General features: G+C 71.8%; 18 protein-coding genes. 12 read left to right on the forward strand and 6 right to left on the reverse strand.

The genetic code is table 11. The annotated features are described in order from the left end of the window. The first annotated feature begins 89 nt into the window (after positions 1-89). Together QSK37_RS14645 and QSK37_RS14650 are read left to right on the forward strand one after the other, a co-directional pair. Positions 90-851 (forward strand): SDR family NAD(P)-dependent oxidoreductase, encoded by a 762-nt coding sequence (locus tag QSK37_RS14645; RefSeq protein ID WP_285568293.1) that lies wholly within the window; start codon positions 90-92, stop codon positions 849-851. A gap of 16 nt (positions 852-867) precedes the next feature. After that, positions 868-2,001 carry a class I SAM-dependent methyltransferase gene (locus QSK37_RS14650; protein ID WP_285620689.1) on the forward strand — a complete coding sequence of 378 codons (1,134 nt, stop codon included), beginning with the start codon at positions 868-870 and terminating at the stop codon, positions 1,999-2,001. A gap of 409 nt (positions 2,002-2,410) precedes the next feature. Here the strand turns inward: QSK37_RS14650 and QSK37_RS14655 are convergent, their stop codons facing one another. Then, a complete protein-coding gene (locus tag QSK37_RS14655; RefSeq protein WP_285620691.1) occupies positions 2,411-2,920 on the reverse strand; it encodes an O-acetyl-ADP-ribose deacetylase in 510 nt (169 codons plus the stop codon). A gap of 113 nt (positions 2,921-3,033) precedes the next feature. Between QSK37_RS14655 and QSK37_RS14660 the strand changes: the two genes are divergently transcribed. The 8 genes from QSK37_RS14660 to QSK37_RS14695 all read left to right on the forward strand — a co-directional run bounded on the left by QSK37_RS14660 (position 3,034) and on the right by QSK37_RS14695 (position 14,949). Next, a complete protein-coding gene (locus QSK37_RS14660; protein WP_285620695.1) occupies positions 3,034-5,163 on the forward strand; it encodes a protein kinase domain-containing protein in 2,130 nt (709 codons plus the stop codon). After that, positions 5,163-7,268 carry a serine/threonine-protein kinase gene (locus QSK37_RS14665; protein WP_285620697.1) on the forward strand — a complete coding sequence of 702 codons (2,106 nt, stop codon included), beginning with the start codon at positions 5,163-5,165 and terminating at the stop codon, positions 7,266-7,268. The genes QSK37_RS14660 and QSK37_RS14665 overlap by 1 nt, the downstream gene beginning before the upstream one ends. Positions 7,269-7,868: 600 nt before the next feature. Then, positions 7,869-9,164, forward strand: coding sequence for a nucleotide sugar dehydrogenase (locus tag QSK37_RS14670; RefSeq protein WP_285620699.1), 1,296 nt, complete (start codon positions 7,869-7,871; stop codon positions 9,162-9,164). After that, complete coding sequence (locus QSK37_RS14675; protein ID WP_285620701.1) at positions 9,161-10,477, forward strand: glycosyltransferase family 2 protein; 1,317 nt, start codon at positions 9,161-9,163, stop codon at positions 10,475-10,477. The genes QSK37_RS14670 and QSK37_RS14675 overlap by 4 nt, the downstream gene beginning before the upstream one ends. Beyond that, the gene (locus tag QSK37_RS14680; protein ID WP_285620704.1) at positions 10,470-11,999 is read left to right on the forward strand and encodes a polysaccharide deacetylase family protein; all 1,530 of its coding nucleotides are present in this window, start codon (positions 10,470-10,472) and stop codon (positions 11,997-11,999) included. The genes QSK37_RS14675 and QSK37_RS14680 overlap by 8 nt, the downstream gene beginning before the upstream one ends. Positions 12,000-12,013: 14 nt before the next feature. Continuing rightward, positions 12,014-13,345, forward strand: a complete 1,332-nt coding sequence (locus QSK37_RS14685) for a polysaccharide deacetylase family protein (protein WP_285620706.1) — start codon at positions 12,014-12,016, stop codon at positions 13,343-13,345. Beyond that, the gene (locus tag QSK37_RS14690; RefSeq protein WP_285620708.1) at positions 13,342-14,070 is read left to right on the forward strand and encodes a polysaccharide deacetylase family protein; all 729 of its coding nucleotides are present in this window, start codon (positions 13,342-13,344) and stop codon (positions 14,068-14,070) included. The genes QSK37_RS14685 and QSK37_RS14690 overlap by 4 nt, the downstream gene beginning before the upstream one ends. A gap of 21 nt (positions 14,071-14,091) precedes the next feature. Continuing rightward, complete coding sequence (locus QSK37_RS14695; protein ID WP_285620709.1) at positions 14,092-14,949, forward strand: hypothetical protein; 858 nt, start codon at positions 14,092-14,094, stop codon at positions 14,947-14,949. Here the strand turns inward: QSK37_RS14695 and QSK37_RS14700 are convergent. Then, positions 14,936-16,345, reverse strand: coding sequence for an FAD-binding oxidoreductase (locus tag QSK37_RS14700; protein WP_285620711.1), 1,410 nt, complete (start codon positions 16,343-16,345; stop codon positions 14,936-14,938). The two genes, QSK37_RS14695 and QSK37_RS14700, sit on opposite strands and share 14 nt — an antisense overlap. 70 nt (positions 16,346-16,415) lie before the next feature. Between QSK37_RS14700 and QSK37_RS14705 the strand changes: the two genes are divergently transcribed. Then, positions 16,416-17,375 (forward strand): LysR family transcriptional regulator, encoded by a 960-nt coding sequence (locus tag QSK37_RS14705; RefSeq protein ID WP_285620713.1) that lies wholly within the window; start codon positions 16,416-16,418, stop codon positions 17,373-17,375. Between the two features lie 54 nt (positions 17,376-17,429). On the opposite strand, the gene QSK37_RS14710 is transcribed toward QSK37_RS14705, so the two are convergent. Continuing rightward, the gene (locus tag QSK37_RS14710) at positions 17,430-18,626 is read right to left on the reverse strand and encodes an ABC transporter ATP-binding protein (RefSeq protein ID WP_285620715.1); all 1,197 of its coding nucleotides are present in this window, start codon (positions 18,624-18,626) and stop codon (positions 17,430-17,432) included. Positions 18,627-18,729: 103 nt separating this feature from the next. After that, positions 18,730-19,278: an ATP-binding protein gene (locus QSK37_RS14715; RefSeq protein ID WP_285568273.1), complete on the reverse strand. Its 549-nt coding sequence runs from the start codon at positions 19,276-19,278 to the stop codon at positions 18,730-18,732. 331 nt (positions 19,279-19,609) lie between these two features. Between QSK37_RS14715 and QSK37_RS14720 the strand changes: the two genes are divergently transcribed. Beyond that, a complete protein-coding gene (locus QSK37_RS14720; protein ID WP_285568272.1) occupies positions 19,610-20,116 on the forward strand; it encodes a PadR family transcriptional regulator in 507 nt (168 codons plus the stop codon). A 117-nt stretch (positions 20,117-20,233) separates the two neighbouring features. Here the strand turns inward: QSK37_RS14720 and QSK37_RS14725 are convergent, their stop codons facing one another. After that, positions 20,234-21,154 (reverse strand): carbohydrate ABC transporter permease, encoded by a 921-nt coding sequence (locus QSK37_RS14725; protein WP_285568271.1) that lies wholly within the window; start codon positions 21,152-21,154, stop codon positions 20,234-20,236. Next, a complete protein-coding gene (locus tag QSK37_RS14730; protein WP_432705566.1) occupies positions 21,151-22,512 on the reverse strand; it encodes an ABC transporter permease in 1,362 nt (453 codons plus the stop codon). The genes QSK37_RS14725 and QSK37_RS14730 overlap by 4 nt, the downstream gene beginning before the upstream one ends. Position 22,513: the final 1 nt, after the last annotated feature.

Below are 22,513 nucleotides of genomic sequence, written 5' to 3' on the forward strand. Positions count from 1 at the left end.
ATAAGAGAACCTATCCACCGCAACGCGACATTCCCCCGCCGGGTGTCCCCGGTCGGCCCGGCCGCAAACGGGCTGCGATGATGGCTCCCGTGCGTAAGACAGCAGTGGTGACCGGGGCGAGCAGCGGCATCGGCGCGGCGACCGCACGCCGGCTCGCCGCCGAGGGATTCGACGTCGTACTGGCCGCGCGCCGGCTCGACCGCCTCGAGAAGCTCAAGGTGGAGATCGACGCCGCGGATCCGGCCGGGCGCCGTCCCGCCACGGTTCACGCGCTCGACGTGACCTCGGCGGAGTCGGTCGCCGCCCTGGCCGAGGCCGTGCGCGGCTGCCACGTGCTGGTCAACAACGCCGGTGGGGCGTTCGGCCTGGACCCGGTGTCGGCCGCCGACCCCGACGACTGGCAGCGCATGTACGACACCAACGTGCTCGGCCTGATGCGCATCACGAAGGCGCTGCTGCCGAAGCTGGTCGAGAGCGGCGCCGGCCACATCGTCAACATCACCTCGCTCGCCGGGCACGCGGTGTACGAGGGCGGCGCCGGCTACACCGCCGCCAAGCACGCCGCCGCCGCGGTCAACGACACGCTCCGCCTGGAGCTGTACGACCAGCCGGTCCGCGTCACCGAGATCGCGCCCGGCATGGTGGAGACCGAGGAGTTCTCGCTGGTCCGTTTCAAGGGCGACGCGGACAAGGCGGCCAAGACGTACGAGGGCGTCGCCGAGCCGCTGGTCGCCGATGACATCGCCGACTGCGTCGCCTGGGCGGTGACCCGGCCCGCGCACGTCAACATCGACCGCATCGACGTGAAGCCGCGCGCCCAGGCCGCCCCGCACAAGGTCCACCGGGTCTGAGGGACCGCGCCGGCGCATGCCTCGGGCACGGCGTCCCGAGGGGACGATCACACGGGGGAAGACGGCGCCCAACCGGCTGCGCCGCGTCGACCGCTGGATCGTCCGCGTTCACGGCCCGCAACTGCGCCGCCAGGAACGGCCGCTCGTCGTGGACCTGGGGTACGGCGCGTCACCGATCACGACCGTCGAGCTGTTCGGCCGGCTCCGCGCGGTGCATCCGCGGGTCGAGGTCGTCGGCATCGAGATCGACCCGGACCGCGTCGCGGCGGCCCGGCCGTACGAACGGGAGGGGCTGTCGTTCCGGCTCGGCGGCTTCGAGCTGCCGGTGGAACGGCCGCCGGCGCTGATCCGTGCGTTCAACGTGCTGCGGCAGTACGAGGAGGCCGAGGCCTGGCAGGCCTGGGACCGCCTGTGCGCGGGCCTGGCCCCCGGCGGTGTGCTCGTGGAGGGCACCTGCGACGAGATCGGCCGCCGCGCGGTGTGGGTGTCCCTGCGCCGTACGACCGGTGAGGCCCCGGCCCGCGCGGACGTGCCGGCGGCGCGTGGCCCGGTGGAGGCCGGCGGCCTGTGGGGACGGAGCGGCAGGTGGGAACAGAGTGCCCGGCGGGAGCCCGGAAGCTCGTGGGAGGCGGAAGGTGGGCCAGCGGCGGCCGGCCCGTGGGAACCGAGCGGCCGAGGGGAATCCGGTAGCGCGCGGGAGGCGGGAGGCAGGCCAGAGACGGCCGGCCCGTGGGAGTCCGGCAACGCGCGCGAGGCGTCCCGGCGTCGTGGGCCGGGCGGCCGGCGGACGGTGCCGCGCCCGCGCGACGGCGAGCCGGCCGGCGTACCGCAGACGATCACGTTCGCGGCGCACCTCCCGACGCTGTCCCGTCCCTCGGACCTGACCGAACGGCTGCCCAAGACGCTGATCCACCGCAACGTGCCCGGAGAGCCGGTGCACGCGCTGCTGACCGCCTTCGACCGCGCGTGGGCCAGTGCGGCGCCCCGCTCGGTGTTCGGCCCGCGCCAGCGGTGGATCGCGGCGGTGGAGTTGCTCTCCCGCGAGTTCCCGGTGCACACCACCCCGCCACTCGGCGGCCGGGGACGGTGGCGTCTCGGCGAGGTGACCGTCCCCTGGCCCACCGTCGCTCCACGACCAGGTGGCCTTTGACCGGCCGCAGGAGGCCGCCGGGCGCGGGCCCCTCCCGCTCCGGGGCTCCGCGTCATCGTCAACGGCGGGGACGCCCCCTCGATCGGCGAGGGCGACTTCTCGTCCGCTCCGGCGATCACCTTCGGCTCGGCCGGCTTCGCAGGACGGCGCCGACTCCTCGTACCGGCGCGGCGCCGTCGCACCGATCAGCGGCGCGTACGCCTTCCGCGACGCCGAGATTCCGGCTCTCCTCGCCGGCCGTGGGATCAACCCGAAGACGGCCGTTGCGTACACGACCTACCTGCTGGTCGCGTGGAACCGCCACGACTACGAGGGTTCCCGGCACCTCGGGACCGCGGTCCGTGGCACTGCGGCAATCGTTGACTGGTTCGCCCACCTGCCCGCCTGCCCTATGAGGGCCTGAGGCAGGTCAGCCCTTCAGCGCGCGGGCGAAGGCCGCGTACACGTCGTCGCTGAACAGCACGAAACGGGCCTCCTCCACCGGGGATTCGGTTTCGCGGACGGTGCCGACCGCGATGCGGGCCGCGTCGTCGAGGGGCCACCCGTAGATGCCGGCCGAGACCGCCGGGAAGGCGACCGTGCGGGCGCCCAGTTCGGCGGCGACCCGGAGCGACTCGCGGTAGCAGGAGGCGAGCAGCGCGGACCGGTCCTCCGACTTGGCGTACACCGGGCCGACGGTGTGGATCACCCAGCGGGCGGGCAGTCGTCCGGCGGTCGTGGCCACCGCCTGTCCGGTCGGCAGGCCCTTGCCGTACTTCGACGCCCGCAGTTGCCGGCACTCCGCCAGAATCTCCGGTCCGCCCCTGCGGTGGATCGCCCCGTCCACCCCACCGCCGCCGAGCAGCGAGGAGTTCGCCGCGTTGACGACCGCGTCGGTGTCCTGCTCCGTGATGTCCCCGAGGACCAACGTGATGCGCATGTCCCCAGCCTCCCAGTGACGCACGCCCACGGGCCCGTCCTCCTTATAGACAGCGGTATCTGTTTGCTTGTTAGGCTGCTCCTCCAGGCCTGACCTTCGCTGGAGGACGTGCGTTGCATCCGCTTCAAGCCGGAGATCCGGCCTGGGTCGGCCAGTACCGGCTGCTCGCCCGCCTGGGCGCCGGCGGCATGGGAACGGTCTTCCTCGCCCGGTCGCCGGGCGCCCGGCTCGCCGCCCTCAAGATCGTACGGCCGGAGTACGCCGAGGACGAGGGTTTCCGTGCGCGGTTCCGGCGGGAGATCACCGCCGCCCGCAGGGTCAGCGGCCTCTACACCGCGCCGGTGCTGGACGGCGACGCCGACGCGCCGCTGCCCTGGCTCGCCGTCGGCTACGTGGCCGCGCCCACGCTGGCCGAGGCCGTCAACGCCCTCGGCCCGATGCCGGAGGCCGGGCTGCGTTCGCTGGGCGCCGGGCTGGCCGAGGCGCTGCTGGCCGTCCACGCGGCGGGCCTGGTCCACCGCGACCTCAAGCCGGGCAACATCCTGCTGGCCGACGACGGCCCCAAGGTCATCGACTTCGGCATCAGCAAGGACCTCGACGCCTCACGGCTCACCGGTAGCGGCGGCATGGTCGGGACACCGGCGTACATGTCGCCCGAGCAGATCACCGCCCGCGCGGACGTCGGCCCGCCGTCCGACGTGTTCTCGCTGGCGGGGGTGCTGGTGTACGCGGCCACCGGCGTCGGTCCCTTCGACTCCGCGGACTCGGCCTCCCTGCTCTACCAGGTGCTGTACGGAGAGCCGCGGCTGGACGGGGTGCCCGCGCCGCTGCGCGGGCTGCTGGCCGCCTGCCTGGACAAGGAGCCGGCCGGCCGCCCGGAGCCGGCGGCGCTGCTGGAGGCGTTCGCCCCCTCCGATCCGGCGGCGCTCATCTCCCCCGCGCTCCGCCGGGAGGTGGCCGTACGGGAGGCGGAGGCCGCCGCGGTGTCGAACGCGCCGGTCACCACGCCTCCGCCGCGGGTCGAAGAAACGGCCGCGAACCACCCGAGCCGACGACGCGTCCTGCGCCTGGCGGCCGTCGCGGCCGTCGGCGTGGTGGGCGCCGGCGGCGGCGCCACGGCGTGGGCGCTGACGCGCCGGAGCGCGAGGCCCGCCGAGCCGGCCCCGCGAGCGACCGGCCTCGTGGCGGCGCCCGGGCCCGCCTGGTCCCTGGCCTGGCCCGGGGACCTCGCCGACGGCCTCGATCTGGGTCTCTCGGTGGCGGGCGACGTGCTGGTATGGCGCGGACGCGAGGGGTTCTGCGGGATCGAGGCCGCCTCGGGGCGCCGGCTCTGGACCCTCAGCCGCCCGAACGGTGACACGTTCGGCCCCGGCTATCGGGCCTTCGGAAGCACGGTCCTCGGTCTCGGCGCGCGGGACACCTCCGAGGCGGACGTCGTTCACGTCATCGACGCGAGGACGGGGGACGCCAGGCCGGTCGAGCTGCCCGGCGAGGTCACCGACGCGTACGGGATGACCGGTGACACGGCGTTCGTGGGCGTGCGCGGGGACGGCGACCGGACGACCGTGCTCGCCGTGGACCTGGGCGACGGGCGCGTCCGGTGGCGCCATCCGAGCGACGCCGAGTCGGTCACCGGCGTCACCGACGGCGGCTCGCTGTACGTCATGACTCCCTCGAAGATCATCGGTCTCGACGCCGCCACCGGGGCGCGGCGCTGGACCCATACCTGGTTCACCGGTGAGGCGAGCAGATCCAAGGCGTACCCTCTGACGCTCGGCGACGGCCTGCTGTTCTTCGGCGCCTCCGGCCAATCCAGCTTCCAGGCGATCAGCACTCGCGACGGGACCCCGGCGTGGAAGAAGCCCGCCGACGACCTTCAACGCCCCGTGCTGCCCCTGGCTCCCGCCGTGTACATGGCCGGGCAGAAGGGGTTCTACGCCTATGACCAGGCCACCGGGGCCCTTCGGTGGCAGCAGACCTCCAGCCCCACCGACCTGGACTTCCTGCCCGGCGCCTCCGCCGGTGGCTCCTCTCGCCTTCTCGCCGCGACGTTCACCGGCAGTTCGAACTCGGCCCACGTCACCGAGCACGCCGGCTTCTTCGTCGCCGGCACCGGCGGCGGGCCGGCCTGGGCGCACTGGGGGCCGTCCTACAACGCCGGCGAGTGGGGTCTGGCCGTGTCCGGGTCGGCGGTCTACGCGACCGACAACCGGCGGTTGTACTGCTTCCGGGGCGCTTCCTGATGGCGGCTCTGAAGCCTGGCGATCCCGGCCGGGTGGGCCGGTACCGGCTGCTGCGGCGGCTGGGTGAGGGCGGCATGGGCCGCGTCTACCTGGGCGTGTCCCCCGCGGGCCGGGCGGTGGCGGTCAAGGTCGTACGGCCCGAGGTGGCGGACGACCCGATGTTCCGGGCCCGGTTCCGCGCCGAGGTGGAGGCCGCGAAAATGGTCAGCGGCGCCTTCACCAGCCCGGTCGTGGACGCCGACCCGGACGGGACCGTGCCCTGGCTGGCGACCGCGTACGTGAACGGGCTCAACCTGAAGGACGCCGTCGAGCGGCACGGCCCGATGCCCGAGCAGGTGCTGCGGACGCTCGGCGCGGGGCTCGGCGAGGCGCTGGTCGCCATCCACCGGGCGGGGCTGCTGCACCGCGACCTCAAGCCGGCCAACATCCTGCTGGCCAAGGACGGCCCACGGGTCATCGACTTCGGCATCAGCAGGGCCGCCGACCGCACCCGGCTCACCTCCGAGGGCCAGTTCATCGGCTCGCCGGGTTACATGTCGCCCGAACAGATCCGGGGAGCGGACCTGTCTCCGGCCGGCGACGTGTTCGCCTTCGGCGCGGTGCTGGCCTTCGCCGCCACCGGTCGCCCGCCGTTCGGAACCGGGCCCGTGCACACCGTCATCCACCGGACCCTGCACGAGCCGCCCGACCTGGACGGCGTGCCGCCGTCGCTGACGGCGATGGTCACCGCCTGTCTGAGCGCCGACCCCGGCCGTCGTCCGCCCGCCGCGCTGCTGCCCCGGCTGCTGGCCGCTCGGCCGCTCGCGGACGGCTGGCTGCCCGACACCATCGACCATGAACTCGGGCAGCGCGAGCACACGCTCGTCCTGGACCTGCGAGCGGTCACCCGCGCCCGGGCGCGGCGCCGGCTGCTGCTGGGCGGGGCCGCGGCGGCCGGTCTCGCGGCGGCCGGCGGCGGCACCGCGGCGGCGCTGGCGGCGACGGCCCGGGGCGGGCGGGCGACGCCCCCGCCCCGGTTCCTGTGGCGAGCCACCCTGCCCACCGGCGGCGACATCATGACGCCGCAGGTCTTCGCCCGCGCGGTCGTCGTCTTCGGGTCCGTCACGACGTCGTCGGCCTACGACGCCGCCACGGGACGGAGCCTGTGGTCGGCCCCGATGCGCGGCGTCGCCACCGACCGCACTCTCATCTACACGGTCCAGGGCGACGAGATCGTGGCGATGGACCCCTCCTCACGGGCACGGCGCTGGAGCTCGTCCCTGCCGTCCGGCTTCACCGTGCACGGCCTGTGCGGCCCGGCCGGCGGGCTGCTCGCGCTGATCGACCGGGACGGGACGATCATCGGCCTCGACGCCCGTACCGGCAGGCGGCGGTGGACCCACCACGCTCCGGCGGCGACCGAGCTCCGGGGGATCCAGAACGGCGGCCTCATCGCCGCGTCCGGCGAGGGCACCGACAACGAGCAGCACCTCTTCGCGCTCGACGCCGGGACCGGCGCGGTCCGCTGGACCCGCGCGTACGCCACGTCGGGAATGACCTTTCCCGGCACGGGAGACCTGGTCTTCGCCGGCACGACCGCGAACGCGCTCGAGGCCCTGTCGGCCGCCACCGGCCGGACGGTGTGGACCGGTGATCCCGGCGGCGAGAACGGCACGATCACGGTGGCGAACGGCACGGCCTACGTGGGCGGCGCCGTCCTCCACGCCCTGGACCTGGCCACCGGCCGGGAGAAGTGGCAGTACCGGCCGGCCGTGCCGGGAGGCCAGGACCGGACCTCTCTGGTGAGCGGCGGGCGCGCCTACGTTCTCGACAACCGGCGCCTGATCGCGCTCGACGCCCGCACCGGACGCCGTCTCTGGTCGGCCGGCACCCCCGCCGACGACACCGCTCCCCTGGTCGCCGCCGGCGGGCTGGTCTGCACCGGCGTGGCCGGAACCACGGGCCCGGGCCTGTACGGCTGGAACGCGGTCACCGGCGAGCCGGCGTGGAACCGCCCCATGGCCTCGCCGAACCTCACCGACCAGTGGACCCTGACCACCGGCGGCACCGTTCTGGCGGCCGTGCAGAACACCACCGTGGCCGTCTTCCGCTTCTCCCGCGCCTGAGGAATGTTCTGACGCGGAGGGAATTCCGTTCGGCATATAATCGGTCACCGAAGATCGGCAAGCGTTTTCCATCGACGCGAATCGTCTTACCGATAACGCCCGAAAGTCATTTCCTCAAGACGGCCGCCGTCACGATCAGGCATTGGCCGCAGACGGCCATCCTGCGCACGACGACGGCGCCCGCACCGGCGGTGACGGGCGACGCGACCCCCGGACGGACGGCCCACCGGGCCGCCGGCGTTCAGCCGACCCGCAGGAGATATCGCCTGACATTTCGCAGCTCACCGGGTTTCGGTCGCCACGCCAAGGTGGACATAAGTTAATTTTCGTTTACCGCAATAACGCGAAATTTGGTTTCTACCACCCCACACGTCAGGTGATTTAGCCCCAGCAACCGTCACAGGCATCCCGAATCGGACGTAGTGGTCTGCGTCGAGTGACGGATTTCGCGTACCGGCGGCCCCACGCACCATTCCTAAGGCGCCACGCACCGGTCCGGTGGTGGGCGCGGGGGAACCTCTCGAAAAAAGCGGGGAGAACACCAATGCCGGTCAAGCGCATCGAGTATGTCCTTGCCGAAAACGCTGGTCGGGTGAACGCGTGACCGCGGCGGGGCCCGAGACGACATGGCCCGCGCCGGCCTGCGGCACGTACGACGTGGCGATCATCGGTCTGGGGTACGTGGGTCTGCCGACCGCTCTGGCGTTCCACGCGGCGGGGGGCCGGGTGCTGGCCGTCGACGTCAGCGCGGAGCGGCTCGCGAAGGTACGGGACGGCGCGGTCGACCTGCTCGAGTCGGACCGCGCGCGGCTGGAGGCCGCCCTGAACGACGACGGCTTCGCGCTGGTGACGGATCCGTCCTACGCCTCGTGGGCGCGCGCCGTGATCATCTGTGTGCCCACGCCGGTCACCGCGCAGCTGGTGCCCGACCTGCGGGCGCTGGCGGTGGCCTGTGACGCCGCGGTGCGGCAGGCCGTACCCGGACAGGTGATCATCCTGACGTCGACCAGTTACGTCGGCTGCACGGAGGACCTGCTCGCCGCGCCGCTGGCCGCCCGCGGGCTGCGCGCCGGGCAGGACGTGTTCGTGGCGTTCAGCCCCGAGCGCATCGACCCGGGGAACGACCGGTACACCCACGAGGTCGTGCCGCGGGTCGTCGGCGGGACCACGCCCCAGTGCACGGCCGCGGCGGCGAAGGTCCTCGCGCACTGCACCCGCAACGTGCACGAGGTGTCCTCCACGGGCGCGGCGGAGCTGACCAAGCTCTTCGAGAACACCTTCCGCGCGGTGAACATCGCGCTGGCCAACGAGATGGCCGAGGTGGGCCGGACGCTGGGCCTGGACATCATGGAGGTCATCAAGGCGGCCGCGACCAAGCCGTACGGGTTCATGCCGTTCTTTCCCGGGCCGGGGGCCGGCGGGCACTGCATCCCGTGCGACCCGCACTACCTGCTCTGGCAGTTACGCGAGAAGCGGTTGCAGACCCCGGTGGTCACCGAGGCGATGGCCGCGATCGCGGGCCGCCCCCATCGGGTCGTGGAGCGGGTCCGCGAGGTGCTGTCGGACGCCGGCCTGGGCCTGGCCGGGGCGCGCGTGCTCGTGCTGGGCGTCACGTACAAGCCGGACGTGGAGGACGTGCGCGAGTCGCCGGCGCTGGAGATCATGACCAGCCTGCTGGCGGGCGGCGCCACGGTCGCCTATCACGACCCGCACGTGCCCGAGGTACGGGTCGGTGACCGGGTGCTCCACAGTGAGGATCCGGCGGCCGCGGCCACGGATCTGGTGATCGTGCACACCCGGCACCGCGCGATGGACCTGGGCTGGCTCGGCGAGGACCGGCTCGTCCTGGACACCACCTACCGGCTGTCCGGGCCGATCCGCCGGGCGGTGCTGTGACGGCCCGGCTCGCGTCCCTGGCCGCGCTGGCCGGGACGCTGCTGATCTGCGTGCTGATCGGCTGGCACGTGGGAGTGAAGGTCGCCTTCCTGCGCGGCAACATCGTCACGCCGCTGTACACGATCCTCGTCAGCAGCTACGTACTGAGCAGGTTCGTGCTCGCCGCCTTCTACCGGGCGCCGCGCGACGCGGGGCTGACCCCGTACGTGGCGATCGTCGTCCCGGCGTTCAACGAGGGCGCGGCCGTGGCGCGCACGATCCACTCGTGCATGGCGCTGGACTACCCGGCGGACCGGATGGAGCTCGTCGTCGTCAACGACGGTTCCACCGACGACACGTGGGAGCGGATGCTCGCGGCGGCGGCCGACTACCCGCGCGGCGCGGTCCGCTGCGTCGACCTCGGGGAGAACCTCGGCAAGCGGGCCGCGATGGCGGCCGGCATCCGCGCCACCTCCGCGGAGATCCTGGTCTTCGTCGACTCGGACTCGATGCCGGCGCCCGGCGCGGTGCGCAAGCTCGTGCAGGGCTTCGCCGACCCCCGGGTCGGGGCGATCTCCGGGCTGACGTACGTGCGCAACGCGGAGACCAACACGCTGACCCGGATGCAGGCCGCGCGGTACTACGTGTCGTTCCAGCTGCTGAAGAGCGCCGAGTCGGTGCTGGGCGCGGTGACGTGCTGCTCCGGCTGCTTCGCCGCCTACCGGCGGGCGGCGGTGGCGCCGCTGCTGGACCGCTGGGAGCACCAGCGGTTCCTCGGCACGGCATGCACGTACGGGGACGACCGGGCCCTGACCAACCGGGTCGTCAAGGCCGGCTGGATCACCCGGTACGACTCCGAGGCCGAGGCGTGGACCGATGCGCCGGACCGCTACCGCAAGTTCTTCCGGCAGCAGCTCCGCTGGAAGAAGTCGTGGAGCCGGGAGGGGCCGCTGCTCCTCTCCCACGTGTGGCGGAGCCGCACCCGCGCGCTGCCGTCGGTGGCGGTGCAGACCTGCGCGGGCCTGCTCAGCCCGATCGTCATCGGGCTGACCCTGGCCAGGACCGTGGTCGGCGGGCACTCACCGCTGATCTACTTCCTCGGCCTCTACCTGGTGTCCATGGGATACGCGCTGGTCTACCGCACGCTCCGCAACGACGGGATGTGGCTCTACGCCTTCCTCGGCACCTTCTTTTACATCGCCTTCTCACCGCAGCTCCTCTGGGCGATCGCCCGCATCCGGGACGGCAAGTGGGGCACCCGGGCCGTCGACGAGGACGCCCCGCCCGCGTACCCGCGTGTGGTGGCGCCGACCGGGGCGGTGCGAGATGGCTGAGCCACGGCAGCTGGTCCGCCGGCCGTCCACGGGCGTCCGGCTGGCCCGTACGGTCACCGGCGCGGTCTTCGTCGCCTCGCTCGCGGTGGTGGTCCTGGTGTGGATCGCGGTCAGCCGCCCGTTCGACCCGCACCAGCGCCCCCCGGTGCCCGCGGTCATCGACGCGGCGACCACACGCGCGGCGGAGGAGCTGCCGGCCTACCCCGGCACGGTCGTCGCGCTGACGTACCACGCGGTGTCCGACGACGACCACGCCGGCAGCACGCTGACCCGGCGCCTGTTCGGCCAGCACATGGCCGCGCTGGCGGCGGCGGGCTACCACACGGTCCGCCTCTCGGACGTGGAGAAGCTGATCTCGCACCAGCCGGTGCGGCTGCCCGCCAGGGCGCTGCTGCTCACCTTCGACGACGGCACGCTCACGGACTGGACGACCGTCGACCCGGTGCTGAAGAAGTACCACTTCAACGCGGTCGCGTTCCTCACCACGTCCAAGATCGTCTCGGCCGGCACCCCGTCCTACTACCTGTCCACACGGCAACTCCGGGGTCTGCGAGCGAACGGCCGCTGGGAGTTCGGCTCGCATTCCTACGCGCTGCACTCCCAGACCACGGTGCCCGGCGACCTGGCGCCGCCGATGAGCAACCGGATCCTGGTCCACGGGCACGAGGAGTCGATGTCCGCCTGGCGCTCCCGGGTCGCCGCGGACCTGGCGAAGAGCCAGGGTTTCTTCCGCCAGGTGTTCGGCCGGCCGGCGAGCGCGTTCTCCTACCCGTTCGGCGACACCGGCAGCACCGGCAACACCCCGGCCATCGCCACGGCGATGCCGGGGGTGCTCAGAGACGCCGGCTTCGGCGCGGCGTTCGTCGGCGAGAACGTGCCGACCGAGCACGTGAACGCCATCTCCGCGCAGTCCGCGCGCTGGACGCTGGAGCGCATCGGCGTACGGGCCACCACGTCGGTGGCGGACCTGCTGGAGATGATCCGCGACGCCGTGCCGGTGGCCCCGCCGACCAGGCTGGCCGGACTGCCGTGGCTGGGCGACCTGGCGACCTGCCACCACGGGCCGGCGGCACTGGCCGTCAGCAGCGACACCTACGGCACCTGCCTGCTCAGCGGCGTCAACACCAGCCAGTGGGTGGACTACACACTGGTCACCACCGTGCGCGGCATCTCACGCCACGCCTCCGCCGTCATCGCGGTCCGCGACGGCGCGGGCGCCGGCCACCGGGGCCGGCTGGAGATCGTCCTCGGCGAGGGCTCGCTGGTCGTCCGCGAACAGATCGGCGACGCCTCCCGCGTCGTACTCGCCCGGACCAGGCTCGCCCCGGGCGGCGCCGTACGGGGGATCCGCATCCTCCTGCGGCGCGACACCGCCGATGTCCGTGTCGGGAGCACGCGGCATCTCAAAGTCGTCTTCGACCGCCGGCTGCACGAAGGCGGCGTGAAGTTCGCCGTCGCCGCCGACGGCGGACGGCACACGCTCGTCTACGGCTCACCACATCTGATCACCGGCACCACCTGACAGGGAGACCGTTCATGTCCCCTCCGGCATCCCTTCGACTCGCGACACTGGGCGCCCTCGCCCTGCTCGCGTTCCTGATCCCCTGCCTGCCGCGCGCGGCGCACGCGGACACGCACACCACCGTCTCGCTCACCTTCGACGACGGCATCAAGGACCAGTTCACCAACGCGCGGCCGCTGCTGCAGTCGCACGGCATGCACGGCACCTTCTACATCATCAGCGGCCAGACCAACCTGAGCGGCTACATGTCGAAGGACGACATCTCCGCGCTCGCCGCCGACGGCGACGAGATCGGCGGCCACACGGTCGACCATCCGGACCTGACCACCCTGTCCTCCGACGACGTCAAGCGTGAGATCTGCAACGACCGGGTCACCCTGTTGAACTGGGGCTTCACGGCCAAGAACTTCGCCTACCCGTTCGGCTCGGCCAACACGTCGGTGGAGCAGGCCGCCGCGTACTGCGGCTACAACAGCGCCCGCACGGTCGGCGGAGTGGTCTCGCCCGGCTCGTGCGACGGCTGCGGGTACGCCGAGACGATCCCGCCCGCCGACCCGTACTACACGCAGACGCCCGACTCGATCCAGACCAGCACGAGCCTCGCGCAGATGAAGGGACTCGTCACCCAGGCCGAGCAGCACGGCGGCGGCTGGGTGCAGCTCGTCATCCACCACGTCTGCGACGGGTGCGACAACCAGTACGCGGTCTCGCCGAGCGAGCTGTCGGACTTCCTGGACTGGCTCGCGCCCCGGTCGGCCGCCGGGACGGTCGTCAAGACCGTCGACCAGGTGATCGGCGGCACCTTGAAGCCCGGCGTGAACGGGCCGCCGCTCAACCCGCCGACCAGCGGGAACCTGGTGCAGAACCCCTCGCTGGAGAGCGCCGTGGGCAGCGTGCCGCGCTGCTTCCAGTACGGCGGGTACGGCACGAACACCTTCGCCTGGACCCGGTCCACCGACGCGCACACGGGCGCGTACTCCCAGAAGCTCGCCGTGACCGCCTGGACCAGCGGTGACCGGAAACTGGTCACAACGCAGGACGCCAACACGTGCGCGCCGGTCGCCACTCCGGGCCACACCTACACGTCCTCCATCTGGTACAAGGGCAGCTGGGCGGCCGGCGTCGAGGTCAAGCTGACGCTCTACTACCGCACCACGGCGGGCACCTGGGTGTACTGGACGAGCGGCCCGGCCGTGCCGGCCACCACCACCTGGACCAGCACGCCCGCCTTCACCAGCCCACCGGCGCCCGCGGGCGCCACGGGCCTCAGCGTCGGACTGTCCCTCGCCGGCACCGGGACGATCTACACCGACGACTACAACGTCACCGACACGGCGAATCCATGACCGGACGGAGGACTCTCGTAGAGCTCGGGGTGGGGGTGGGCTTCCTGGCCCTCACCTCGGCGCTCGCCGTGAACGTACTGACACCACCGGCCAAGCCCGTCGAACGGGCCCGCCGGATCGTGACCAACGCGATGCTGCAGCAGGCGAGCACCGGCAACCGCTGTGCCCGCGGACGGGTCGCGCTCACCTTCGACGACGGCCCCGATATTTACACTCCGCAGATCCTCCGGGTCCTCGCCGCGTACCGGGTGCATGCCACCTTCTTCGTCATGGGCAAGAAGGCGACCGCGCGGCCCGACCTCATCCGGGCGGAGATCGGGGCCGGGCATCTCGTGGAGAACCACAGCTGGGACCACCCGCACATGGCGGACCTGGATCCGGCCCAGATCCGGTGGCAGCTCGCGGCCACCCAGCACGCGGTCACGGCCGCCGGGGCGCCCGCGCCCGAGCTGTTCCGGCCACCGTTCGGCAACACCAACGCCCAGGTCGACACGACGGCCAAGACGCTCGGGATGCGCGTCATCCGCTGGTCGATCGACACCAACGACTGGCGCGGCCGCGCGCCGGGCGACATCGCGGCCTCCGTCATCGACCAGGTGGTCCCCGGTTCGGTGGTGCTGATGCACGACGGCGTGCGTCAGTCCGCGGCCACCGTCCAGGCACTGCCCACGATCATCCGCAGTCTGCGGGCCCGTGGGTTCTGCACCGCTCTCGCCACCGGCTGATCAGGGGAACGTGAGACCAACGTGAGACCACAGAGCCATGGAGCCGACCAGCCGCCGCGGCTCCGGCTGGCGCCCGCGCCTCCCGCGTCGCCGGACCCGCCACGCCGGGGGCGGGGGCGCGTCCTGGTCACCGCCGCCGCCGCGCTCGTCCTCGCGGGCACGGCGGCCGGCGTGGCGTTCGGCCGGCCGCGGCCGGCGCTCTTCGCTCCCGACCTTTCCGGGCCGGACCGGCTGGTGACCAACGAGTACACCCACTGGAACCCGGGGGCGCGGGACGGCCGCAGGTCCAAGGACTGGGACGTCACCAGCGGCTCGCTGTTCGTCCGCGACGGCGTGGCCTGGTCCGGCAGTCCCGACCGGGCCACGCCGAACGCCGCCTCCTCCAACGGGAGCGGATCGAGCGTGTTCCGGATGACCACCCGCCGCCACGACTTCGGCGACGTGACGGTCTCGCTGAACCTGCGCAACCTCGGGCTGACCTCCTCCGGGCGCGCCGCCCCGTCCGAGATCGACGGAGTGCACGTCTTCCTGCGCTGGCAGAGCCCGGCCGAGCTGTACGTGGTCTCGCTCAACCGGCGCGACGACCTCGTCGTGATCAAGAAGAAACGGCCCGGCGGGACCACGAACGGCGGCACGTACGTCACGCTCGGCCAGACGCGTTACGCCGTGCCGTACGGCGCGTGGCAGCGGTTCGCCGTGCGGATCCGGACGTCCGGCGGCGACCTCGTCGCCATCAGCGTCCGGCACGGTGACCGCGAGGTGCTCTCGGCGGTGGACGACGGCGCCGAGGGCCCGGCCATCCTCGCCCGCGGCGCGGTCGGGCTGCGCGGCGACAACTGTGACTTCGAGTTCAAGGACTTCCGCGTCACCCACGCCTGAGGGAGGCCGTCGCCTCGGCCGGTGGGATGTTGTGGTTCAGGCGGAACAGGTTCGCCGGGTCGTAGCCGGCCTTCAGCTCGGCGAGCCGCCGGTGGTCCGCCGGCTCGTACGCCTCGCGCACCTGGTCCGCGGTCCCGTCGCCGTAGATGAAGTTGAGGGAGCGGCCGCCGGCGCTCCACGGCTCCATCGCGTCGAACACCCGCCGGTGCGCGGCGCGTACGACGTCGAGGCCGGCCCCGGTCAGGGGCGACAGGACGCGCAGGATGAACCGCGCGTCCCGGTACCCGACCGCGTTCGGCACGCCGGGCGTACGGGCGAGCGCGCCGCCCAGGTGACGCAGGTCGACCACGCACGGCACCGGCGCGCCCGGACCGGCCAGCTCGTGCACGGTGCGCACGGCCCGGTCGTCGAGGTCGCGCAGCAGAAGGTTGGACCCGGAGTACCCGTGCGGCTCGGCCGGGTCGTTGTAGATCGAGCCACCCTCGGCGTACGGCAGTTCGGCGAGGGTGTCGCGCAGCGGCGTGCCGGCGGTCCGCAGCGGCGCGACGAGCCGCTCCCCCTCGGCCGCGTCGCCGAGATGGGCGATGCGCACATGCGTGATGTGCCGGCCCCGCATCGGTTCCGGCACGCCCGGCACGTCCGGGAACGGGATCATCCCCACTGAGGCGGTCATCGTCTCGGGCACCGTGGCCGTCCAGCTCCGGAAGGCCTCCAGCACGTCCACCGCCTGGTCGGCGGGGAAGAACAGACCGCCGCCGTACAGCCGGTCGACCGGCACGAGACCGACGCGCATCCCGGTCACCACGCCGAAGTTGTCCCGGCCGCCGCGCAGCGCCCAGAACAGGTCCGGCTCGCTGTCGGCGGTGACGTGCCGCAGCCGGCCGTCGGGCGTGACGACGTCGAGCGCCCGTACGTGGTCCGCGGCGTACCCGTACGCGCGGGCCAGCAGCCCGAGCCCGCCGCCGAGCGTGTAACCGACCGCGCCGGTGTGCGGCGCGCTGCCGTTCAGCGGCGCGAGCCCGTACGGGGTGGTCGCGCGCAGGACCTGGTCCCAGCGGGCGCCCGCCTCGATCCAGGCCGTACGCGCGCCGGGGTCCACCGTGACCCCGGTCATCCGGCGCGTGCCGATCAGCAGGCCGCCTTCGGCGGGGACGGACAGCCCGTGCCCGGTCGCCTGCACCGCCACCGGAAGCGCAAGGGCGGCGGCGTACGCCACGGCCGCCTGGACGTCGGCCGCTCCCGTCGCACCGACGGCCACGGCGGGCCGGTGCCGCCAGGCGGTCTGGAAGCCGTTCCGTTCGGCGTCGTACGCCTCGTCGCCGGGCACCAGCACCGGTCCGCGCACCCGCTCCCTGAGCGCGGCGAGCATGTCGATGGATCCCTCTGGATGAGTCACCCGTCCACCGTGGCCGTCCGCGAGCCATAAGTCCAAGAGCTGGTTCGTCTGGCGGCTAGCATCATTCGTTATGGAGCTTCGGCAGCTTGAGTACTTCGTGACGGTGGTCGAGGAGGCGAACTTCACGCGTGCCGCCGAGCGGCTGCACGTGGCGCAGCCCGGCGTGAGTGCGCAGATCCGGCGGCTGGAGCGGGAGCTCGGCGAAGAACTGCTCGACCGCTCGGGCCGTACGGTCCGCCTGACGGAGGTGGGGGCCGCGGTGCTGCCGTACGCGCGGGCGGCGCTGGAGGCGGTCTCCGGTGCCCGCGACGCGGCGGCGGAGTTCACCGGGCTGGTGCGCGGGCACGTCACCATCGGCATGGTGTCCTCGGCCGCCACGCATGACGTGGACCTGCCCGGGCTGCTGGCGGAGTTCCACCGGCGTCACCCGGCGGTGGAGATCACGCTGTCCGAGGCGGGCTCGGGTCCCCTGCTCGGCGCGCTGCGCGCCGGCCGGATCGACGTGGCGTTCGCCGGCCTGGCGGCGGACCCGCCTCCGGGCGTCGACGTCCAGGTCATCACCGACGAGCCGCTCGTCGCCATCGTCGGCCGGGACGACCCGCTGGCCGGTACGGAGACGATGACGCTGCGGTCACTCGCTTCGCGGCCGCTCATGTGCCTGCCTCCCGGCACCGGCATCCGCGCCTGCGTGGACGACGCCTTCGGCGCGGCGGGGCACCGGCCGCGCTTCGTGTTCGAGGCGGGCGACCCGCGGTTCCTCGCCGCGCTGGCCGCCCAGGGGCTCGGCGTCGCCGTCCTGCCGGAGTCGATCATGGGTGGCCGGGAGGACGCGCTGCACGCGATCCGGCTGCGGCCCGCGGTCCGCGGGCGCCTGGTGTTCGCGTGGCGGTCCGAGGGCCCGGTCGGCCCGGCGGCGCGGACGTTCGTGCGGCACGCCCGTACGTCGCTGGCGGCGCGCTTCCCCCTAAGGCCTGTCTCGAAGTCCCCGTCCGTAGTAGGACAGCGGGGCTTTGAGACAGGCCCTGGATGAGCCAGGGCCCGCCGGAGCGTGGTCGCGTCCGGCGGGCCCTGAGATCGGGGGTGATCAGTCGGTGATGGACAGACCCGTCTGGGGGTCGAAGAAGTGCAGGCTGCGGTTGTCGACGGCCAGCTCGATCTTCTGCCCGGCCTCGACGCGCGCCCGGGCGTTGACGCGGGCGGTCCACAGCGCCTTGTTGTCCGACAGCGGCAGTGACGCGCCCTCGTCGCCGTCGGTGGCGTCCTGCGCGAGGTCGGCGGCGTCCTTGTGCTGTACGGGCGGCGCGTCGATCGAGAAGATGACGTTGATCTCGCTGCCCAGCTCCTCGGTCAGGTCGGCCGTGGCCTGGATCCGCGCCCGGTCGTTGCTGGCGTGGGCGGAGTCCTCGAAGTCGGAGGGACGCACGCCGAGGATGATGTCCCGGTCGAAGTAGCCGTCGAGGCCCGGCCGCGCCGACAGCGTCTCCTCCGGAATCGGCAGCTTGTACCCGGCGAAGGTCACGTGCGGACCGTCGTCGCGGACCAGCTTGGCGCCCACGAAGTTCATCGCGGGCGAGCCGATGAAGCCGGCGACGAACAGGTTCACCGGGTTGTCGAACAGCCGCTGGGGCGTGTCGACCTGCTGGAGCTTGCCCTCGCGCAGCACGCAGACGCGGTCGCCCAGGGTCATGGCCTCGACCTGGTCGTGCGTGACGTACACCGTCGTGACGCCCAGGCGCTCGTGCAGCTGGCCCAGGGAGGCACGCATCGAGACGCGGAGCTTGGCGTCGAGGTTGGACAGCGGCTCGTCCATCAGGAACGCCTGCGGCTCGCGGACGATCGCCCGGCCCATCGCGACGCGCTGCCGCTGACCACCGGACAGGTTGCGGGGCTTGCGCTCCAGGAACTCGGTGAGGCCGAGGACCTCGGCGACCTCGTCCACGCGCTTGCGGATCTCCGCCTTGGGCACCTTGCGGAGCGTCAGCCCGAATCCGATGTTCTGGCGCACCGACAGGTGCGGGTACAGCGCATAGCTCTGGAACACCATCGCGACGTCGCGGTCACGCGCCGGCGTCCGGTTCATGACCCGGTCACCGATCCGGAGCTCACCGCCGGTGATCTCCTCAAGTCCGGCGACCATGCGCAGTGCCGTCGACTTGCCGCACCCGGACGGCCCGACGAGCACCATGAACTCACCGTCCTTGATCTCCAGGCTCAATGAGTCCACGGCCTTGTTGCCGGCCGGGTAGGTCTTGTCAAGGCGATCCAGCGTGATCGCAGTCATAGGGACGGTCTCCTTTCGAGCGGGCCGCGGCCGAGATACGAGTTGGGGGTGGCGGCCCAGAAGCAAGGCGGATAAATAGGGGTGTCGGCGAATGACGTGCCGACTACTTTCGATCAACAGCGTTGAAACGCGTGGGCCCGGCGCCGGGCGGGACATCCCAGTGGATCTCCGCCCAGGACACCTGGCCGCCGTTCTCCGGCCCGCGGCCGGATCGGTCGGCGAGCATCTGGATGATGCCCAGCCCCCGGCCGCGTTCGTCCTCCGCGGCCGCGGGCCCCGGCTCGGCCCAGGAGGGGCTGCCCAGGTCGGCGACCTCGACTCGGGCCCATCCGGCGCGGCCCCGGATCCGGAGGGTCACCAGGGAGCCCGCCTCACCACTCGGTGTGTGGCGGATGGCGTTGGTCATGAGCTCGCTGGTGACGAGCTCGATGTCGTCGCAGCGAGGCGAGTGCTCGAGCGCCGCACGGACGAGTCCGCGCGCGACCGCCACGATGGCGGGAACGCCCGGGACCGAGATGCGCCAGTCGATGACGGCGTCCCGGCCACGAGAGTCGTCGTTGGGTGCGTCGGTGGGTTGGGTCCGGCTCATCGGGATCGATTCCTGGGCCGCCGGACGTCGACCGGCCGCCCGTACGCGGTGGTTCGCGGTCACTCGCCCTCCTTCGTCGGAGGTGACCACTGGGGCCGTGCCTTCGATTCCCTCGCTTCGCTCGGTCACGGGGCCACCTCCGTGGCTCGATCGCAGGCCCCGGAGAACCCGGAGTCCGTCCCCCCGATTCGGGCAGACCGTCGTCATGGGGGTTTTGATCATGGAACGCATCTCGACTACTCCCATGGCGGCCGCCTATACTCGATACATGCTTGTTATATATTGACGTTATCTAGTAGTCAATAGAGGATGCCGAGTTTGTGGGCATCGCAGGCGCTTGACAGACCGACCTAACATGGCTGACATGTAGGTAGGAGAAAGGGGGTGGCGCTAGGTGCGACCGCTGTTGTTGGCGCTGCTGGCCAAAGAGCCGGCTCACGGGTATGAGCTCAAGCAGGCGCTCGAGCAGACCTTCGGAGGCGCTTACCCCTCGCCGAACATCGGTCAGATCTACGTGACCCTGGGACGGCTCGAGAAGGACGGCCTGGTCCGCAGCCAGGACGTGGAGCAGACCAGCCGGCCGAACAAGAAGGTCTACGAGCTGACCCCCGCCGGCCGCGACGCCCTCGCCTCCTGGGTCGACGAGCAGAGCGACGGTCCCAAGCTGCGCGATGACTTCTTCGTGAAGCTCGCGCTGGCCCCGATGACCGGGGCCGCCGACCGGATGACGCTGATCAACCGGCAACGACGTCACCTCTTGAACCTCATGCGCGGCCTGTCCGACCTCGCGGCGACGACCGACCGGAACAACACCGTCGCGCTCCTCCTCATCGAGGGTGCCCGCCTGCACCTCCAGGCCGACCTCGAGTGGCTCGAGCGCTGCCAGGAGGAGCTCACCTGAGCCTGCCGCGTACGGCACGGCGGACGAGCCCGGCGCATTCTCTTTCGAGAGCACGCCCCCTTGACTGAATGTCACGCGAACCGTGTTGCGATTCGCGTGACATTCAGCCTGCCATTCTTATTTGACGGATCCGGCGAGGACGCCCTGCACGAAGTACCGCTGAAAGGCGAAGAAGACCACCAGCGGGACGACGAGTGAGACGAACGCGCCCGGGGCGAGGATGTCGATGTTCCCGGTGAACTGCCGCATCTGCGACTGCAGCCACTTGGTCATGGGCTGGGAACTCGTGTTGGCGAACACCAGCGAGACCAGCATGTCGTTCCAGACCCACAGGAACTGGAAGATCCCCAGCGAGGCGATCGCGGGCCCGCCGAGCGGGAAGATCACCTTGATGAAGATCGTCCATTCCTTCCCACCGTCCATCCGCGCGGCCTCCAGCAGGTCACGCGGGATCCCGGCGAAGAAGTTCCGCAGCAAGAAGATCGCGAACGGCAACCCGAACGCCACGTGGAAGGCCACGACACTCGGGATCGATCCGAAGATCCCTATCCACCCGTACAGCTTGGCGACCGGGATCAGCCCGACCTGGACCGGCACGACCAGCAGCGCCACCACGATCAGGAACAGCCAGTCCCGGCCGGGGAACTCCAGCCACGCGAACGCGTACGCCGCCAGCGAGGCGATCCCCACCACCAGCAACGTGGCCGGCACCGCGATCAACACGGTGTTCCAGAAGGAGTCCACGAAGTCCGGCTTGGCCAGAAGGTCGCCGTAGGCCTTGAAGGTCAGCTGCGAGGGCGCGGTGAACACGTGCCACCAGCCGCTGGAGTTGTCATCCTGCTGCGAACGCAGCGACGCCACGAACAACCCCAGCGTCGGCACCAGCCAGATGACGGCGACCAGGATCAGCACGACCTGGACCACACCGCCCCCGACCTTGGAGACGATGCGAGAGGCGATGCTGCGCCGGGGTGCGCCGCTGTAGTCCGAGCGGGATTCGTCGATCGCGGCCGGCGCGGCCGCGGTGTCGGTGCTCATCGGTTCTCCTGTCGAAAGCGCCGCAGGTTGAACAACATCGCGGGCACGACCAGCAAGAACAACAGGATCGCGACCGCCGAGCCGGCCCCTTGGTTGTTGCCGCCGCCAAAGGACTCGGTCCACATCCGCATCGCCAGAACACTGGCGTTCGGATCACCGCCGCCGATGATGAACACCAGGTCGAACACCTTCAGCGCGTAGATCAGCAACGTCACGAACACCACGGTCAGGACCGGCGCCAGCAGCGGGATCGTCACCCGTCTGAACACCTGCCACTCGGTGGCGCCGTCGACCCGCGCCGCCTCCAGCGCGTCCCGTGGGATCGCCGCCAGCCCGGCCGCGATCAACACCATCGCGAACCCGGCCCACACCCACAGATACGACGCGATGATCGCCGGAGTGATCAACGTCGACCCCAGCCAGTCCACTCCCCCGTACGCCGCCGTGAAATTGTCCTTCGGCAACTTGAGGGTGTAGGCCCCGGCGGGGAGTTTCTTGATCAGGAACGATCCATCGTCCTTGGTGGTGGTCGACCCGACCACCTTCCCGGAGGCGGAGACGGCTTGGACCTTCATCCCGCCCAGGCCGGCCTCGGTGGCGTCGGGGCTGTTGAGCGTGCCCCCACCGCCCTTGGTGAAGTCGAACCACACCAGCCCCGAGATCCCGCCCGCGGCGGCCTGCGGAGCCTTGGCCGGGGTGGGCTTCTTCGGAAGGTTCTCCGGCTTGACCCCGACCAGGGGAAGAAGCGCGGTCTGGCCGGCCTGCACCGGGGTTCGGGTCGTCACCGCGCCCGCCTGCGCCACATCGGGGCTCTTGTCCCCGTCGCGGACCGAGGCGCCGGGATAGCGGGAGCCGCCGTCGAAGGTGTCGTGCACGCTCGTCACCACGGCGTTCGCCACACCCATCGAGGGGTCCTGCTCGTACACCAGGCGGAAGATGACACCCGAGGCCAGGAACGAGACGGCCATCGGCATGAACACGACCATCTTGAACGCCGTCGACCAGCGGATCCGCTCGGTCAGAACAGCGAACAGCAGGCCCAGGATCGTCACGACGGTCGGGGCGACCACCACCCAGATCGCGGTGTTCCGCACCGCGGTCAACGAGTCGTGGTCAGTGAAGATGGCGGTGTAGTTGTCCAGCCCCACCATCTTCTTGCCGGTGGCGTCGAAGAGGCTGCGGATCGCGGTGTAGATGATCGGGTAGACCACCAGCGCACCCAGCAGCAGCAACGCGGGAAGCAGGAAGCCCAGCGCGAGCCAGGACGGCGGGCCGAGCCGGCCCGAGCCCTCGTCGGGGGGCGTTCCGGCCTCGCCGCCGTCTTGCGGCGAGGCCATCTCTTCGGTAATCGCGGTCATG

It is taken from the genome of Actinoallomurus iriomotensis, assembly GCF_030269445.1.
GTDB lineage: Bacteria > Actinomycetota > Actinomycetes > Streptosporangiales > Streptosporangiaceae > Actinoallomurus > Actinoallomurus iriomotensis.